Source organism: Rhizobium sp. 22-785-1 (assembly GCF_053521965.1).
This window is the reverse complement of the sequence record NZ_JBNWDI010000006.1, coordinates 302,197-319,099: the sequence shown is the minus strand read 5'-3', so window position 1 is coordinate 319,099 and position 16,903 is coordinate 302,197. Positions and strand designations below refer to the sequence as shown.

13 protein-coding genes, 1 tRNA gene and 2 pseudogenes are annotated in these 16,903 nt (G+C 56.1%); 7 read left to right on the top strand and 9 right to left on the bottom strand.

Features of this window, described 5'->3' with window-relative positions; translation table 11 throughout:
• Positions 1–22 precede the first annotated feature (22 nt).
• Together ACQZ5M_RS14740 and ACQZ5M_RS14735 are read left to right on the top strand one after the other, a co-directional pair.
• Positions 23–99 (top strand) — tRNA-Met (locus ACQZ5M_RS14740).
• A gap of 360 nt (positions 100–459) precedes the next feature.
• Positions 460–1,549, top strand: a pseudogene (locus ACQZ5M_RS14735) (IS3 family transposase).
• A 61-nt stretch (positions 1,550–1,610) separates the two neighbouring features.
• On the opposite strand, the pseudogene ACQZ5M_RS14730 reads toward ACQZ5M_RS14735, so the two are convergent.
• The 9 genes and pseudogenes from ACQZ5M_RS14730 to ACQZ5M_RS14690 all read right to left on the bottom strand — a co-directional run.
• Positions 1,611–2,050, bottom strand: a pseudogene (locus tag ACQZ5M_RS14730) (helix-turn-helix domain-containing protein); the annotation flags it as partial.
• Positions 2,051–2,397: 347 nt separating this feature from the next.
• Entirely contained in the window at positions 2,398–3,645 is a 1,248-nt protein-coding gene (locus tag ACQZ5M_RS14725; RefSeq protein ID WP_449080137.1) for an AGE family epimerase/isomerase, read from the bottom strand.
• 166 nt (positions 3,646–3,811) lie between these two features.
• The gene (locus ACQZ5M_RS14720; RefSeq protein ID WP_449080136.1) at positions 3,812–4,864 is read right to left on the bottom strand and encodes an ABC transporter ATP-binding protein; all 1,053 of its coding nucleotides are present in this window, start codon (positions 4,862–4,864) and stop codon (positions 3,812–3,814) included.
• 17 nt (positions 4,865–4,881) lie between these two features.
• Complete coding sequence (locus ACQZ5M_RS14715; protein ID WP_449080135.1) at positions 4,882–5,724, bottom strand: carbohydrate ABC transporter permease; 843 nt, start codon at positions 5,722–5,724, stop codon at positions 4,882–4,884.
• The gene (locus ACQZ5M_RS14710; RefSeq protein ID WP_449080134.1) at positions 5,714–6,649 is read right to left on the bottom strand and encodes a carbohydrate ABC transporter permease; all 936 of its coding nucleotides are present in this window, start codon (positions 6,647–6,649) and stop codon (positions 5,714–5,716) included. The genes ACQZ5M_RS14715 and ACQZ5M_RS14710 overlap by 11 nt, the downstream gene beginning before the upstream one ends.
• 9 nt (positions 6,650–6,658) lie before the next feature.
• Positions 6,659–7,921, bottom strand: a complete 1,263-nt coding sequence (locus tag ACQZ5M_RS14705; protein ID WP_449080133.1) for an ABC transporter substrate-binding protein — start codon at positions 7,919–7,921, stop codon at positions 6,659–6,661.
• A 50-nt stretch (positions 7,922–7,971) separates the two neighbouring features.
• Entirely contained in the window at positions 7,972–9,573 is a 1,602-nt protein-coding gene (locus ACQZ5M_RS14700; protein ID WP_449080149.1) for an FAD-dependent oxidoreductase, read from the bottom strand.
• Between the two features lie 10 nt (positions 9,574–9,583).
• Positions 9,584–10,636, bottom strand: coding sequence for a LacI family DNA-binding transcriptional regulator (locus tag ACQZ5M_RS14695; protein WP_449080132.1), 1,053 nt, complete (start codon positions 10,634–10,636; stop codon positions 9,584–9,586).
• Between the two features lie 395 nt (positions 10,637–11,031).
• Complete coding sequence (locus tag ACQZ5M_RS14690; RefSeq protein ID WP_449080131.1) at positions 11,032–11,703, bottom strand: GntR family transcriptional regulator; 672 nt, start codon at positions 11,701–11,703, stop codon at positions 11,032–11,034.
• 144 nt (positions 11,704–11,847) lie between these two features.
• Here ACQZ5M_RS14690 and bioB point away from each other — a divergent pair, with 144 nt between their 5' ends.
• The 5 genes from bioB to ACQZ5M_RS14665 are packed head-to-tail and all read left to right on the top strand — an operon-like array spanning position 11,848 to position 16,882.
• A complete protein-coding gene (gene bioB / locus ACQZ5M_RS14685) occupies positions 11,848–12,849 on the top strand; it encodes a biotin synthase BioB (RefSeq protein ID WP_449080130.1) in 1,002 nt (333 codons plus the stop codon).
• Positions 12,839–13,984 carry an 8-amino-7-oxononanoate synthase gene (locus ACQZ5M_RS14680; protein ID WP_449080129.1) on the top strand — a complete coding sequence of 382 codons (1,146 nt, stop codon included), beginning with the start codon at positions 12,839–12,841 and terminating at the stop codon, positions 13,982–13,984. The genes bioB and ACQZ5M_RS14680 overlap by 11 nt, the downstream gene beginning before the upstream one ends.
• Complete coding sequence (gene bioD / locus ACQZ5M_RS14675; RefSeq protein WP_302079773.1) at positions 13,981–14,622, top strand: dethiobiotin synthase; 642 nt, start codon at positions 13,981–13,983, stop codon at positions 14,620–14,622. The genes ACQZ5M_RS14680 and bioD overlap by 4 nt, the downstream gene beginning before the upstream one ends.
• Positions 14,619–15,899 (top strand): adenosylmethionine--8-amino-7-oxononanoate transaminase, encoded by a 1,281-nt coding sequence (locus tag ACQZ5M_RS14670; RefSeq protein WP_449080128.1) that lies wholly within the window; start codon positions 14,619–14,621, stop codon positions 15,897–15,899. The genes bioD and ACQZ5M_RS14670 overlap by 4 nt, the downstream gene beginning before the upstream one ends.
• Positions 15,896–16,882 carry a beta-ketoacyl-ACP synthase III gene (locus ACQZ5M_RS14665; protein WP_449080127.1) on the top strand — a complete coding sequence of 329 codons (987 nt, stop codon included), beginning with the start codon at positions 15,896–15,898 and terminating at the stop codon, positions 16,880–16,882. The genes ACQZ5M_RS14670 and ACQZ5M_RS14665 overlap by 4 nt, the downstream gene beginning before the upstream one ends.
• The last annotated feature ends 21 nt before the right edge of the window (positions 16,883–16,903 follow it).

Below are 16,903 nucleotides of genomic sequence, written 5' to 3'. Positions count from 1 at the left end.
CTCGGACATCGCTCAAAATCAACGCGGGGTGGAGCAGCCCGGTAGCTCGTCAGGCTCATAACCTGAAGGCCGCAGGTTCAAATCCTGCCCCCGCAACCACTGAAACGCCTATATCTCAGCCTCCCTCGCGAAGCTTTCTGTGTTGGACCGGGCGTTTCAAACCCGCAGGCTAGAGCCTTTCTAGCATGCCGCAGACCGTCGTCCCCCGGGCAGGATATTGATTCGCTGAACTTTCATGACAAGGGGTGACGATGATCGAAGAGAGGTCAACGTTGTCGTCTTGCATTCAGTCGATGCTGTCGTTGGCGGTAGAAGCGCAATGTCCCCAAGAACGTGAGAGTGATGCTACATGCCACGGCAGCCAATACCGTCGACAGAGCTGGCTCGGCAAATCTGAACAGTTGAGATAAGTGGCTTTCGGCTTTTGAACACGGCAGTATGCCGGGAACAGGAGCCATGATGACAAAACGACCTCGCCGCAACCACAGCCCGGCCTTTAAGGCGAAAGTCGCGCTCGCCGCGATCAAGGGCGAGAAGACAATGATCGAGCTCGCGCAGCAGTTCGACGTGCATCCGAACCAGATCAAGCAATGGAAAGATCAGTTGCTCGACGGCGCGGTTGGCGTCTTCGGCGACGACCGGGAGGAGGACGCGGTCCCTACCGTCGATGTCAAAAGCCTTCATGCCAAAATCGGTGAGCTGACGCTGGAGAACGGTTTTTTAGCCGGCGCGCTCGGCAAGGCCGGACTGCTGAGCGGAAAACGATGATCGACCGGAGCCACAAACTGTCCGTCTCCCGCCAGGCCTGGATACTCGGCATCAGCCGCGGCAGCGTCTATTACCTGCCGCAACCGGCCTCAGTTGCCGATCTGGCTCTCATGCGCCGGATTGACGAACTGCATCTGGACTATCCCTTCGCCGGCAGTCGGATGCTGCAGGGGCTTTTGAATGCCGAGGACCATGACGTTGGTCGCCTGCATGTTCGAACTCTGATGCGGAAGATGGGCATCGAGGCGATCTAACGTCGCAAGAACACCTCCAAACCCGCACCCGGCCACAAGGTCTATCCCTACCTTCTCAAGAATCTCGCCATCGTCAGGCCCAACCAAGTCTGGGCGATGGACATCAGCTATATCCCGATGGCGCGGGCCCTCGTATATCTCTGCGCGGTCGTCGACTGGTTTAGTCGCCGGGTTTTGTCGTCGAGGAAGCACTGTCGCGCTACGGCAAGCCGGAGATATTCCACACGGACCAAGGCAGCCAGTTCACATCCCTCGACTTCGTCAAGCTCTTGAAGGATGCCGAAATCGGCATCTCGATGGACGGCAAGGGAGCCTGGCGCGACAACGTCTTCGTGGAAAGGCTATGGAGATCGATCAAATACGAGGAGGTTTACCTTCATGCCTACAAAACCGGGTCCGACGCCCGCCTTGGGATCGGCCGATATCTGGCCTTCTATAATGGCCGACGCCCACATTCATCTCTTGACCGGAAAACTCCGGATCAGATCTACTTCAAACAGCCGCAGACAATTCCCCTCGCGGCATAAACAGCGCCGGAAACCACTTAACAATCGGCACAAAACTGTTCAGACAAACCGAGCCAGCTCTGACAAGACGTGCCGGATAGAGGTCGAGCTGACCGTCGAACCAGTCCTGACGACGCTTCAGAAGATCGGGGCGTTCCTGCTCCAGTGCATGTGCGGTCTTTTTTTGAATGTCCAGCCACGCTTTCGCAGCCAGACATCAAGCCCGCTGCGGCCAATGGAAACCGCCCGCTCTTCGGCCAGCCGCAGGACCATCTCATTGAGCGTGACGTCCTTTGCCTCCTCTATCATACCCACGATGTAATCCTCGTGGGCATCAAGCCGCGAGCCGCCGCGTCGTCCCTGTTTCGCTGGCGTCATCTGCCCCTGCCGTGCACTGGCAATCCAGGCGATGGCTGTCGAAATTCCGATCCCAAATCGAGCGGCCGCAGAGCGCGCCCACATACCATCACGCGAAGCAGCCAAGACGCGGCTACGAAGATCGTCGCTGAAAGCTCGAGTCATGTTCCCTCCAACCAAATCACCACTCGGAGCAAGGAATCAGAATTTCGTCACCAAAGGAATCCTCAAAACGATTCCGCGTTCAACGTGCTCTAGTCTTCAGGTCAGATCAACGGTGGCTCATTCGTAGGATTTCTAATATCTTCCATCGCGGTGAAGGTGCTATGGCGGGCTTTAGAATCGCGCTGAACTGCCCTCACACGTTGAAGCGAGCACTCGGCCTAAAATAGTGTACGCTGCTTGGAAAACACGTCTTTTAGATCGCTAAAGCTCGTCATTTTTTCAAGGTCGACCTTCACGGTAAATTTTGAGGCAGAGTTCACCCGTGGAGCTATCAACTAAACTCCAATTCAAAGTCGTCCACCCTTTGAAGCAATGACCTTTGTCAGGCTTCCATCTGCCGGGAAAAGCGGGATGAGGCAGGCTTGCAGGGCGTGATAGATATCACCCTTGCCGGGGAAGAGTGTGTTGGCCGGAACGAGCTCTTCGGTCAGTTCCTCATGCCAGCCGCCAAATTGATGGTCGAGGAAGTTGTTCGCAATCGTGCTCCAGATGCGGCGGTAGCTGTCTTCGTAGAACTCGTCCGCAGGCAGGTGCTCGTTGAGGAAGTGGGCGGCACCGGCTGCCTCGCACATGGGCCACCAGAGCTTTTCCGTCTTGGCGGGCGTGTTGTCCCAATCGAGCGTATAAAAGAAGCCGCCTTTTTCCCGGTCCCAGCCGAGCGCCATGGACTGGACGAAGAGTGACTTGGCGGCGGTCGGCATCCACTCGTGCTTGCGATTGCCCAGCACCCAGAGTTGTAAGAGAAGGCGTGACCATTCCAGCCAGTGGCCGGGCGTGGAGCCGGAGGGACGAAACATCTCGTTGCCGCGGTAATTCTTGTCCAGCACCCAGTTCTCGTCGAAATGCTCCGGCACGCGGAAGTCCAGCGCGCCCGCTGCCCGGCGGATGATGAGATCGGCGATCCGTTCGGCCTTTGTAAGATAGCTCTTGTCGCCCGTGGCTTCGAACGCCGCCATCAGGGCTTCGGTCAGGTGCATGTTGGAATTCTGGCCGCGATAGTTCTCGATCGGCGACCAGTCGCGATGGAACTCTTCGTTGATCGCACCATGCTTCTCTTCCCAGAAGCGGGTTTCGAGAACCTCGGTGATGTCGGCCAACATGGCATCTGCCAGCGGATGCCCGACGACCTTGGCGGAGGAGGCGGCGAGAAGCACGAAGGCGTGGCCGTAACCCTGCTTGGTAGCGTCGGCAGGGCCGTTGTCGTCCACCTGCCAGAAATAGCCGCCATGCTCCTGATCGCGGTGACTGTCCCAGAGATAGGTCATGCCATGATCGACGATATCGCCGCAGCCGGGGCGACCGAGAAGGTGGCCGATGGAGAAGCAATGCACCATGCGGGCTGAGGCGTGGATGCCGCGCACAGGATTGTCGGAGGAGAGAGGAGCGCCTTTTCGGTCGAGATCGAAGAAGCCGCCCTTGGGGTTCACCGCGCGACACTGGAAGAAGTCGAACAGGCCTTCCGCCTGCTTTACCAGCCATTGGCGATGCCAAGGCAGCGTGCTCCAATAGGCTTTCGTGTTTTCCGTTTCGGTCATGTAGGCCCCTTGCCTATCTGGGTATTCTTCTTCGCGGTGACATCACATTGAAATGGTAGATCACATACGTCATCGCGATAACCACGTGAGCTCAAGGTTACTCGCAAAACCATTGAAACGATCGGAAGGAGAAGATCGCTTTAATGGCCAAATAATGCGAACCAGGTTAGCCTAGTCGATCCCCAGTATCGCTAGCGAAGAGGTGTGCCTCACTGACGTCTGGCAATATGGTAATCACGGAACCCGGGGAAAACGTCACTCGCTGACGGAATATGCCGACGATCTGACTTCCTTCGATCTGCATTGTCACCTGTGTCTCGGCGCCCATAGGTTCGACTAGAAGAACATTGGCTGGAACTCCGGTGGGATGGAATCGGAGATGTTCTGGCCGAATGCCGTAAAATGCTGTCCGGCCTACGTGGTTCTGTGCCGAAGGGGGAAGTGGCAACAGGACATGCGACATGGCAAAGCCATCCGGGGTGATTTTACCTTCCAAAAAGTTCATAGCCGGCGAGCCAATAAAACCTGCAACAAAGCGGTTCGCCGGACGATCATAAAGATCGAGGGGAGCACCGATCTGTTCTATTCGCCCACCGTTTAGGACAACAATCCTGTCAGCCATTGTCATGGCTTCAACCTGGTCATGCGTGACGTAGATCGTTGTTGTCTTTAGCTTTTGGTGCAGGGCTTTGATCTCACCACGCATCACCACACGAAGCTTTGCGTCGAGGTTCGACAATGGTTCGTCGAAGAGGAATACCTGTGGGTTTCGGACAATCGCTCGACCCATCGCGACGCGTTGGCGCTGCCCGCCCGAGAGTTGTCGAGGATAGCGATCGAGTAGACGATCCAGACTTAAAATCCCGGCAGCCCACTTCACGCGTTCGGAAATTTCTGACTTGCTCGCACCTCGGTGCTCAAGCGAAAATCCCATGTTCGCTGCCACGGTCATGTGCGGATATAGAGCGTAGGATTGAAAGACCATAGCGATGTCTCGATCCTTTGAATCGAGATCGTTGACCTCTTTATCGCCGATCTTAAGCACACCGCCAGTGATTGTCTCAAGGCCGGCAATCATTCTGAGCAAGGTGGACTTTCCGCATCCGGAGGGTCCAACGAGAACAACAAATTCGCCGTCTCGAATGTCGAAATCAATGCCGTGAATCGTTTTCACGGCGCCGTAATTTTTGCTGATATTTGAAAGGCTGACTTCTGCCATGATAGAGTTCCCGTAATTCAGCCTTTAAGGCCAGTATGAGCCAGTCCTTCAACGAACTGTTTCTGGGCTATAATGAAGACAATGAGGACAGGCAAAGCCGTCAAAGTGGCTGCGGCTAGTTGGATGTTCCACATCGGTCCGCCATAAGCGTCGGTGTATTGTGTTAGCGCCTGCGGTAGGGTGAACATCTCAGCGCTTGAGAGGAACACGATGGGTTCGAGGAAGAGGTTCCACGAATGCAGGAATGTGAAAATAGCAACAGAGGCGAGTGCGGGTTTGGCAAGAGGTAGGGCGATCTTCCTAAAAATCTTGAACCGTCCGAGACCGTCTACCCTAGCTGCTTCCTCCAACTCTGCCGGCAAGGTGACGAAGAATTGCCGCATCACGAAGGTCGCGAACACGCTTGGAGCGCCGAAGATTGGCACCAAGACCAAGGGCCAGTGCGTATTAACCATGCCTGACTTGAGGAACATCTGGAACAAGGGCACGATGGTAACCTCGGATGGGATCAAAAGTCCGAGCAACACGATCATGAAGATTGAGTTGGCAAAGGGAAATTTGATCCTGGCGAATGCATATCCTGCCATGGATGAGATAGCCATTGTGCCAACTGTAACCACGACCGCGATGTAGGCGGAGTTCCAGTATTGACGTGCGAAGGGCTGCAACTCGAAGACCTTGGTATAGGTAGTCCAGTCGTATCCCTGTGGAACGAGCTGCGGTGGAAAGGCGAAAATGTCGCTGATTGGCTTTATCGACGAGGTGACCATCCACCACGTCGGAAAGACGAAGGGAATTAGCAAGACGCACAGAAGCCCATAAAGCGCTGTTTTTACGCGAGTAGAATGGTCAGCTCTCATAAAAGACGATCCTTTTTCGCATCTGCCACTGAGAAAAGGTAAGCGCTGCAACGATTATAAAAAGCACGATGGAAAGCGTGGAACCGTAGCCAAACAAGTGAAACTGAAAGGCCTGCTGATAAAGGTAGTAGACAAGAACCGTTGTCGAGAGACCCGGCCCGCCCTGTGTTAGTACCGCGATCTGCGCAAAAACCTGCAACGAACCGACGATGGTAATGATGGAAGTCAGGAGGATAGTTGGGCTGATCAGCGGTAAGGTAATGCGGTAAAACTGTTTCACAGCAGGCGCGCCGTCGATGCGTGCCGCTTCGTAAAGTTCCTTTGGCACCCCCTGCAACGCGGCTAAGAACAGTATCATGTTGAGCCCGACATTCTTGAATACCTGGACCACGATGACCGAAATCATCGCGGTCGTTTCTTCACGCAGCCAGTTTGGCCCTTCTACGCCGATCAGGAGCAACATACCGTTGATGCCGCCATTCTTTTGGAGAAGAAATCCCCAAACGATGGTCCAGGCGACGAGCGAGACGACGACCGGCGAGAAAAACAGTGTGCGGAAAATTGCAATGCCCCTGAGGTTTTGGTTGAGGAGGACTGCAAGTAGTAGCGCCAGGGACATGTTGAGCACGACAAGTCCTGCGGAAAAGATTGCCGTTGCACAAAGCACCTCGAGAAGATTTGTATCCTCAAACAAAAGCCGGTAGTTCTGTGTGCCGATGAACGTGAACGTGTTCGCCAACACGTTCCATTCGTGAAGCGAGTACCAGAAGACGAGACCGAGGGGCACCAGAACGAAAGTGATGATGCCAATCAGTTGCGGCGCGATAAATAGAAATCCGGCAAAGCTGTCGCGTCGCGCAGTGGTCCAGAACGGTGGCGATACAACGCTTCTCGCTTTGTCTTTGTTTTGGTGCCAGGTGGCCATTTCGATCACCTACCGCTTCAAAAGCGGAGCAATCTGCCCGCAGATCTTTTGCAATGTGCCGGGCACATCGGCGTCAGGTCGCCAGACCGAATCGAGGCCCGATCGAACCGTTTGTTGGATCTGCGCAAAGCCTGTATGCCCTGGCATGACCCGCCCGGTCGAAATGCCCCTTATGACGACATTCTCGATCTGCTCCTCAGTCAACAGTGGATTTGTTTTCTTGAGCACGTCGGCGTTTAGCAAAGACTTTCGAGCTGAGGGGAAGAACTGACTAAGCTTCGCCGAGTTTTCGGGATTTGTCATATAGGCTACGAACTCAGCTGCCACCTTGGCGTTCTTGCCCGCCTGCATGACGCCGAGACCGGCCTGGCCGATAAGGGCATAATCACCGGCGGGACCTTTCGGTAGAGGAGCGAGATCCCAGGAGAACGGCTTGTCCTTGGGTAACAGCGAGGCGCGGCTGATCTGGGTGATGGTCATTGCAGCATTGCCGGCAAAGAAGTCTACGGTTTCGCCGGGCCCAGGCATAGCCTTTTTGGTGAAGATGGCATCGTGAATAATTGACAATGCATCAGCCATCGGCTTTTCAGCCATCAAGCAAGTCTTTCCGTCCTCACTCCAGGGCGACGCCCCCCACCCATTCCAGACTGACGTAAGATACTGCCAATTCTGATAGTTAAAATCGCGGACGACCAAGCCGCCTTTTCCAGATTTAGCCACGGCGGAGGCAGTAGAAATGGCATTATCCCACGTCCATTGACCATCTGCTATCATCTCCGCAGGAGTTTTTGCACCAGCGGCTTTGACAAGGTCGTTGTTTACGAACATCGCAAATGGCGAGGTTGAGAAGGGGTATGCATAAATTTGACCGGCCTGGGACCAGCGTTCGGTCGCACCCGCACTGACCTCCTCGAGATTATAGCCCGGAGTTGCTTTGAGAGTGTCGGAGAGCGGATACAGGGCGCCCGACTTGACAAAATCGTAGGCAGACGTCTCGAAAATCCATGCCATATCCGGCGCGTTGCCGCCAGCGATCTGAGTTGTCAGTGCTGTTGTATAAGTGTCGAACGGCAGGGACTCGTAGGCCACATTGACGTTTGGATGAGCCTTTTTGAAATCAGCAGCTATCTCGTTAAACAGTTTAAGATGCGCTTCGTTCGCGCTCCAGATCGTCATGCGCAGGTTCACTGTGTCTTCGGCCTTGGCTATTCCACCAAGACCCAACAAAGCCAGCGCGCAGGCAGTCGATTTCAAAGCCTGTTTCAGTTTCATTGCCAGTCCTCCTCCAAAGATGGTTTGATCTTTCAAATCATGGTTCGTGCTTAATACGCGCCGATCTGCGGCCACCGTATTTCGATGCCCTCGCTGCAAAGTTTCGCTTGGAAGTCATGGAGATGCCGATCGTCAGCCTGCACCTGATGCGGGGTCAGTCCTTGGTCCAGACTAAAGGCGGCCAGCATTCCCGCGACCTCGCCAATGTTCCATTCGACTGGATGCAGACGGTAGCAACCGTTGGTGATGTGGGTTGTGCCGATATTCTTTCCCGCGGGGATGAGGTTCTTGATCCTCTGCGGCAAAAGCGCACCAAGGGGTATTTCGAACGGGCAGGAGGGCACATCTATGTAGTTGTCGCCGCCTGTGGATGGATGCAGGTCGATGCGATACATTCCGATACCAATACTGTCGCGATATTTCACGGCACCTTTGTCTCCGCGCACCGTGTGAGAGAGATCCTGCTCAACGATACGGGTGATCGGCTTGATGCGGCGGCTCTCACGAATGTATGGCGCCATAGCGAGACCGTGGTCAGTCCCGGTAATGTCACCACGAAGTCGCAAACCACGGAAGCCTTGGCCACCATCGGGACGCGGTGCTTCAGTCTGCAACCAGTAGAAGACGGAATACGACAGCTCAGCAGCGGCCTTCAGGTGCCGTGCCTTTTCGTCCTCGGATACATCAATGATCGTGCCATCCATGTAGTCGATCATCGGCCAGTTCACGAGGCAGATGTCGGACTTATAGAAGCCAGGAACAAAGTTCTTGCGTGCCGCAATGCGACGAAAGATCCAGAGGTTCTCGTCGCCGCCGCCCTTGCGTTGGTCCGCATCGACCAGCAGCGGATCGTCATCTGGATTGGGGGTAAATGAGCGAGTTGCATATTCAAGAGTGCGCGGGTTCGGGGCAACGAAGCCCAGCATGGGGCCACCCCAGAACTGCGGCTGATATTGCCGCCAATAATCGTAGTTCTGCGGCTTATCGATCGTTTGATCGCCATCAACGTGGTCAATGGCAAAGCATATCGAGACGGCTTGAACGTTATCGGGCTGCGCATGTTCTGGCGCGCTCGGTTCCCCGGTATCGGACTGCGCTTCGAAGCCCGTCGCATACTCTGTGCCCGTCATGGGAAGCAGATCACCTAGTTCCGTGGCATCCACAATGTAATCAGCGGAGATGACGATTTCGTTCTCGGTGTCGCGGTGACGCATGGTTAACGATCTAACTATATCCGCATCAACGTCGGCAGCGATCGGTCTGTACGGCTTCAGAATTGTCAGTCGGCCCGCACCACAAAAAGGCGCGAGCATACTTTCCATCACGGCGAGACTGACGCGCGGCTCAGCACAGATCCGGCTGACCCAGCCTGCGCCAGGATTAAGGTCCCCCCACGCGCGCGCGCCCTCGGTCAAAGGATAATTGTCCCGATAATACTGGCGCACACCCTCGCGCAGCTTCCGATAGGACCGGGTGATACCGAATTGTTCAACCCATGTATGTTCGTCGGACGGCACTGCTTGACTGGTAAGTTGTCCACCAATCCAGTCGTACTCCTCAGTCATGATGACTGTACGACCGGCACGTGCTGCCGCTAACGCTGCCGCTACGCCCCCCAGCCCACCGCCGACAACAAGAATATCTGCTTGCATCTCTTTCACGTTAATTCATCCGTCCTGTTGCAGGGATTGAAGAAACCGAGCCGAGGGTCTCACCCTCAACCAGTTCGCATTTAAGAAGTAGTTGATCGCCCTCGTCGCCCGTTTCGATGCGTCGCACCAGCATTGCAGTCGCCTGTCGGCCCATTTCTTCGCGCGGTATGTCGTAGGAGGTAAAGCGCACCGAACTTCGGCTCGCGCGTATGTGGCTGCCAAGCACGACCATCGATAAATCGCCGGGCACCGAGATTTTCCGCTGACGGGCCAGTGCTTCCACTCTGACTGCATCTGCAAGCTCGATAAAGAAGGCTGCTGTGGCACCGGAAGCCAAGATGGAGTCGAGAATTTCGTCTGCGGGACGATTAACCTTTGCCATATGGTGTACAAGCATTGCACCGGTCGCCGATAGCGCGACCTCGAACCCTCGCCATCTGTCGGCAATGGATTCAGACGGACCTTGTGGGCCGATATAAGCAAGCTTTGAGTGACCGAGGGATGCCGCCCTTTCAACAAGCGCACAAGTACTAGCGATGTAATCGCCGCCGACGAAGGGTACTGGCCCGCCGGCGTCATCACGCCGTCCGATTGCAACAAAAGGATAGTCGTCGCTCACCAGCCGAGTCAGTTCATTGCGATCAAATTCACGCCCGAGGATAAGGCAGCCGTCGGCGATACGAAGTCTGTTTCCCTCGGAGAAAATCTTCCGATTATTGCCGACCCCAGCACTCGTTAGAAGCAACAGGTCGTAATTAAGTTGCTGTGCCGCTTCTTCGATCCCGAGCAGAAACGGTGTGAAGAAGTCAGCTTGAGCGCTTGGGAAGGCGGGCTCGTATGTGAAGACGCCCAGAATTCGATTCAGGCCTTTTACCATACGTCTCGCAATTGGATCAGCAACGTAACCGGTCTCGTCAATGACTTTCTGAACCCGCTCCCGGGTCTCAGCAGGAATTCTTTCCAATGCTGTCCGAGCGCCATTTAACACAAGGGAAACAGTAGCTTGGCTGACCCCAGCTAATTTCGCTATCTCGATTTGTGTCAGCCTCTTGCGACCCGCCACGTCTGGCACTCCATGTTGAAAGTCTGTTAATACGTATTAGCTATTAATACGTATTAACAATGTTGCGACATCCCGCGTCAAGACAAAAATGACGGACCAATGATTTTTTTCAGAAACCTGGATCGCGTCGCTGCAGCACACTCAAATTCGAGCGACGCGAACAAGGATCCTAACAATAGACGCATGATTTTGGAGTCCGCGCAGTCAGTTGATGCGCCGGGTGTGGCGACGCAAGCCTGGCGGAGCGCCGTTTCAGATCAAGGACGGGCAGGCTGTTCTGCCGGTCAATGCTGCTCGCCAAGCAGCGCGGCCAGTTGGTTATTTGGCGACCACTTGGCGTCAATCATTAGTTCGTCCGGCGACTTCTGTGCACCAGCGTATCGTGATAGCGTGGCTTATCTAACCGCCTTCGTTCGGGTCGTCGACCTGATCGACTTGAGAGAAACCCTTCCGTCCAAATTAGCTCGCTCTAGGCCTCGGATATGAGCGTCAAGCAGTGATGTTGCGACGGAAATTTCCTTCCTTTTCAGCGCCTCGAAAATCTGATGGTGGGCGGCGCTGGAGCCGGGGCGCCAACCGGCGGAGCGGGTGGCTGAAAATAGGATTCTTGAGTTAGCGAGTTGGAGATCATCAAGCATGGAGAGTAGTTTCGGCATACGGCACGCGCCTACCAACTCGCGATGAAATGACCGATTTGCTCGCTCCCACTCGACTATGCTCTCGGCTTCGTCACCCGCTACCATCGCAAGCTCGATTTTCTCCATCGTCGCAGAGTTGATTTTAGGGGCGGCCAGCCGAAGAGCCAACGTTTCCAAAGCCGCGCGGATCTCGATTGTCTCCAGAATTGATGTTTGATCAAGGGGAGCAACTCTCATTCCGCGCCGAGGAAGACTTATGGCCAGTCCTTGAGAGCGGAGATGCTGGAGCGCCTCACGCGCGGGTACATGACTGGCGTCGAATTCCCTGGCAATCGTATCTTGGCGCAGCGGGGTCCCAGCCTGAATCTCGCCGCGAACGATCCTCTCCCCGATCACATTGGCGATCCGTTGCGCAACCGTTTCAGACATATGACCTCATAGATAATCTATTAAAAAACGTGTTGCTCGTGTTCGGCGAGCATTTTAGCGTCGTCCTGCAGTCAGCAATGCAGGAAATATCTATAAATATTAGATGGCGCGCGACTGGCAAGGCCTGTTTGAGGAGAAATTAATATGCAAGCACTCAGTACGGTCGGGGACGTGGTTGAGGAAAAACCATGTGACGCCCAGTGGACGCTGGAAGCCGCGCGGGAGCTTTACAACTTACCTCTCAATGACCTGTTGTTTCGATCGCACACCCTTCATCGGACAAAGTTCAACGCCAACGAAGTCCAGTTAAGCAAACTACTCAACATCAAGACCGGCGGATGTCCGGAAGATTGCGGTTATTGCAGCCAATCAGTCCACGCCTCCGGCGTCGCTGCTTCAAAGCTCATGAAGCTCGACGACGTCCTGCTGGAGGCCAGAAAGGCCAGAGAATCCGGCGCAACCCGATATTGCATGGGCGCTGCTTGGCGAAGCCCGAAGCCTCGTGATGAGCCTGCAATCGTTGCCATGGTCAAAGGGGTGAAGTCACTCGGGCTTGAGACCTGCATGACCCTTGGGATCCTGTCGTCTGCGCAAGCGGAAACCTTTGCAGATGCAGGCCTCGACTATTACAATCACAACATAGACACATCCGAACGCTTTTATCCCGAAGTCATCACAACTCGCAGCTTCGCAGATCGTCTGAAGACCCTCGCGAACGTACGCGAAGCGGGCATCAAGGTCTGCAGCGGGGGCATTATCGGCATGGGCGAGACGCCCGACGACCGCATCGACATGTTGGTGACGCTCGCCAATCTTCCAGAGCCGCCCGAGAGCGTGCCGATCAATCTGCTTATTCCGATGCCAGGAACCAGGATGGCCAACGTCGAACCCGTCGATCCAATCGAGTTCATCCGTATAATCGCACTGGCGCGGCTGATGATGCCGGCTTCCTCGGTGCGCCTGACAGCTGGGCGCACTAACATGAGTGACGAAATGCAGGCGCTGTGCTTCTTTGCCGGCGCCAACTCTATTTTCGTCGGCGATACGCTTCTGACGGCGGCCAATCCTGGTAATGACCGGGATTCGAACCTCCTCGCCAGACTAGGCATGACCGCGACCAACTTGGAGATCCCGGGTGAACGCTGACCGCCTTGCCCGCTACAGCGCGACGCTGAACCAGCTTCGCAAAAAGGGCCAGTTGCGCACCCTGAGGCTTGATACCGCCGCCGATTTCACCTCTAACGACTATCTGGCGCTGGCAGCATCGGCTGAAATGCGCGATGCCTTGCTTGCCGCGATCGAGCGCGCCGTTCCCGCGGGCGCGGGTGGATCGCGTCTGTTGCGTGGCAACCACACTGAGCTTGAGGCGCTGGAAGACGAAGCGGCCGTCTTCTTCGGCTGTGAGCGTGTGCTTTACCTCGGCAGCGGCTACGCTGCTAATTTGGCAATCCTCTCAACCCTACCGCAGCGCGGCGATCTCATCGTTCACGATTGCCTCGTCCATGCCAGCGCGCATGAAGGAATGAAGGTCGGCAAGGCCGATGTTGTGGCTGTGCCACATAATGATCCCAATGCGGTCGAAGATGCGATCCGCGCTTGGCGTGCCACTGGTGGCAGGGGCTTTCCCTGGATCGTCGTTGAGAGTCTCTACTCCATGGATGGTGATCGCAGCGCGCTCCCGGCGCTTCTCAGTATCGCCGATCGCCACAACGGCTTTCTGGTCATCGACGAGGCGCATGCAACGGGCGTGCACGGTGACGGTGGTCGCGGCTTTTCGGCAGAGTTCAAAGGCCGCGACAGTGTCATCGTTCTCCATACTTGTGGCAAAGCATTGGGTTCGGCTGGTGCGCTTGTTGGTGCCAATCGTGTGATCTACGATTTCCTCGTCAACCGGGCTCGACCCTTCATCTATTCGACAGCACCCTCACCGTTGCAGGCGGCCTGTGTTCGCCACGCGCTGCGGGTCCTTGCCGGTCAGCCTGAGCGACGCACCCGTTTGAATGAACTGATCGATTATGCCAACGCGGAATTCTCCGACCGCTTCGGTATGTCCGGAAGCGGCACGCAAATCATACCGGTGATCGTCGGTGACAGCCGCCGCACCGTGCGCATAGCGGAGCGGATGCAAGCGAGTGGCTTTGACATTCGGGCGATCCGCCCGCCGACCGTGCCCGCGGGAACGGCCAGGCTGCGCATTACGATAACGCTCCATGTCGATAAGGCTGCCATAGCGCAAATGATGAATGCGTTGGCAGAGGCTTTGCAGGAGGAGAGAGTATGAGCAAGTGCCTCGTGATTACCGGAACAGATACCGGCATCGGCAAGACGGTCTTTTCGGCGGCTCTCGCCGCCGCGCTTGATGGCTACTACTGGAAGCCGGTTCAATCGGGCCTTGACGAAGAGACCGATAGCGAGACCGTAAAGCGGCTGTCCGGTCTGGCGCCGTCGCGTATCTTCCCGGAAGCCTGGCGCCTGCGTACACCGGTCTCTCCGCATCTCTCGGCCGAGATCGACGGCGTTGCGATTGATCCCGACGCGATTGATCTTCCCGAGACCGATCGTCCTCTTGTTGTGGAAGGCGCAGGCGGGCTGCTCGTGCCGCTGACAAGGCAAAGCACGTATATCGACGTCTTTACACGCTGGGGGCGGCCCTTGATTCTCTGCGCGCGCACCGGGCTTGGCACGATCAATCACACGCTTCTTTCCGTCGAGGTATTGCGCCAGCGGCACATCCAGATTGTGGGGATTGCTTTCATCGGCGACGAACTCTCCGACACGCAGTCGATCATTGCTGAGATGAGCGGTTTGCCGGTTCTTGGGCGTCTGCCGATGCTCGAGTTGCTGACGCCGGAGAGCCTGCGCCGGGCGTTCAGGGATCATTTCGATCTCTCTCTCCTCCAAGAAAGGATTGCGGAATGACTTGCACTGAGAAGACATCGCCGGTCTGGCACCCGTTCAGCCAGCACAAGCTAGAACCAGCATTCAAGAAGATTGTCACAACCGAAGGCGCCTATCTGATCGACGACAATGGCCGCTCGGTTCTCGATGCGATTTCCTCCTGGTGGGTAATCACACATAGGCACCGCCATCCCAAGATCACCGAAGCGATACGCCTTGCGGCGGAGCGCTACGACCAGATCATATTTGCCGAGTACACCCACGAGCCAGCCGAGGAGTTTGCGAGGGGACTGATCAAACTCGCGCCACGTGAAATGGCGCATGTCTTCTATACCGACAGCGGGTCGACCGCGGTCGAAGTCGCCCTGAAGATGGCGCTCGGCTTCTTCCACAATAGCGGCGCAAAACGCTCGCGCGTCATCGTAATGGAGCATGGATACCACGGCGATACGATCGGCACGATGTCGGCGGGCGAACGAGGCGTTTTCAATGCCGCCTATACGCCGCTTCTCTTTAATGTAGATACGATCCCCTTTCCGAAGCCCGGCTGCGAACAGCAGACGTTAGATGCTCTTGAGCGGCTCTGCCGCAGTGGTGATGTCGCGGCTTTGTTGATCGAGCCGCTGGTCCTCGGAGCCGGTGGCATGAAAATGTATCCGGCTCATCTCTTGGCGGAGTTCCGGCGCATCACTCAGCGATACGGGACGCTGCTCATTGCCGACGAGGTGATGACAGGATGGGGACGGACCGGATCGCTGTTTGCTTGCACCGCGACTGATCTCATGCCAGATATTCTCTGCCTGTCCAAGGGCATCACCGGTGGGGCGCTGCCACTGGCCGTGACTTTGTGCACCGCTGAAATTTTCGACGCACATCTTTCTAAAGACCGGCGCCGGACTTTCTTTCATTCAAGCTCTTACTCGGCCAATCCCATCGCTTGTGCTGCAGCCGTGGCGAATTTACGGATATGGCGCACTGAACCTGTAAGTCAGCGTATTGAGACAGTCACGACCATGCATCGCGACAGGCTGGCGCGATTTCAGTCGGATCCGCGTTTCACGAATATTCGCCAGCAGGGCACAATCGCAGCGCTTGATCTCGCTGCCGATGGTACAGGCTATCTTTCGGAAGCCGGACCTCGCCTCCGAACCTTTTTTCGCCATCGCGACGTCCTCATCCGTCCGCTTGGCAACGTTATCTATTTGATGCCGCCCTATTGCGTGACTGAGGCGGATATGGACAAGGCCTACAACGCTATCGACGAGGCTCCCGATTTCATTTTGAGTGCAGCGCGATGATTATTGCCAGCCGAATAGCGGGCTTCGGGCACTACGCACCCGAGCGGCGTGTCGATAATCTGGAGCTGGAGCTGAAGTTGGGGCTCAGTCCCGGCTGGATAGAGTTGCGCACAGGCATCCGCTCGCGGCGTTGGGCGGCTGCAACCGAGACGCTTACGGATATCGCAGCGAAGGCAGGCGATATGGCGCTGGACGAGGCGGGCGTTGATCGCAATAAGGTTGCGCTGACGCTGCTTGCAACATCAACACCCGACCATCTCCTGCCACCATCAGCGCCTCTGCTGGCATTCCGCCTCGGTCTATCCGCATCTGGGGCGATCGACCTTGCCGGTGCATGCTCCGGTTTTGTCTACGCACTTGTGTTGGCCGACGGATTCGTAAGAGCGCACGGCAAGCCGGCGCTGGTTGTTGCCGCCAATATTTTGAGCCGTCGCATCAACATGAAGGATCGCGGCACGGCCGCAGTCTTCGCCGACGCCGCGGGCGCGGTTCTATTGATGCCGTCAGCCGTGCGGGACAGCGGTGTGATCGGTGTTGAGCTCATCCAAGAGGGGCAGAATTACGATACGATCCAAATCCCCGCCGGTGGCAGCAAGCGGCCATTGGAGTCTGGCTTCGATATCGACGAAATGCGAATTACGATGCCTGATGGTAGGGCGGTTTTTGCCCACGCAGTGCGGATGATGACGCAATCGGGAGCACGCGCGATGGAGCGGGCACAGCTTTCCTCAAATGACATAGCCCGTTTCGCACCGCATCAGGCCAATTCCAGAATTATAGATGCGGTCTGCAATCAGCTTTTGATCGCGCCCGATGCTACTCTTCGGACTATCGGCGAGTTTGGCAATTCTTCCGCGGCGACTATCCCTCTGTCGCTCTCGCTGGCTAACAAAGAACGGTGCTTCGCTTCGGGCGAGTGTGTATTGTTGGCAGCGGCTGGTGCTGGGATGGCCGGGGGGGCGGTTGCTTTCCGCTTCGCTTGACAAACTGACGGCATCCTTAAC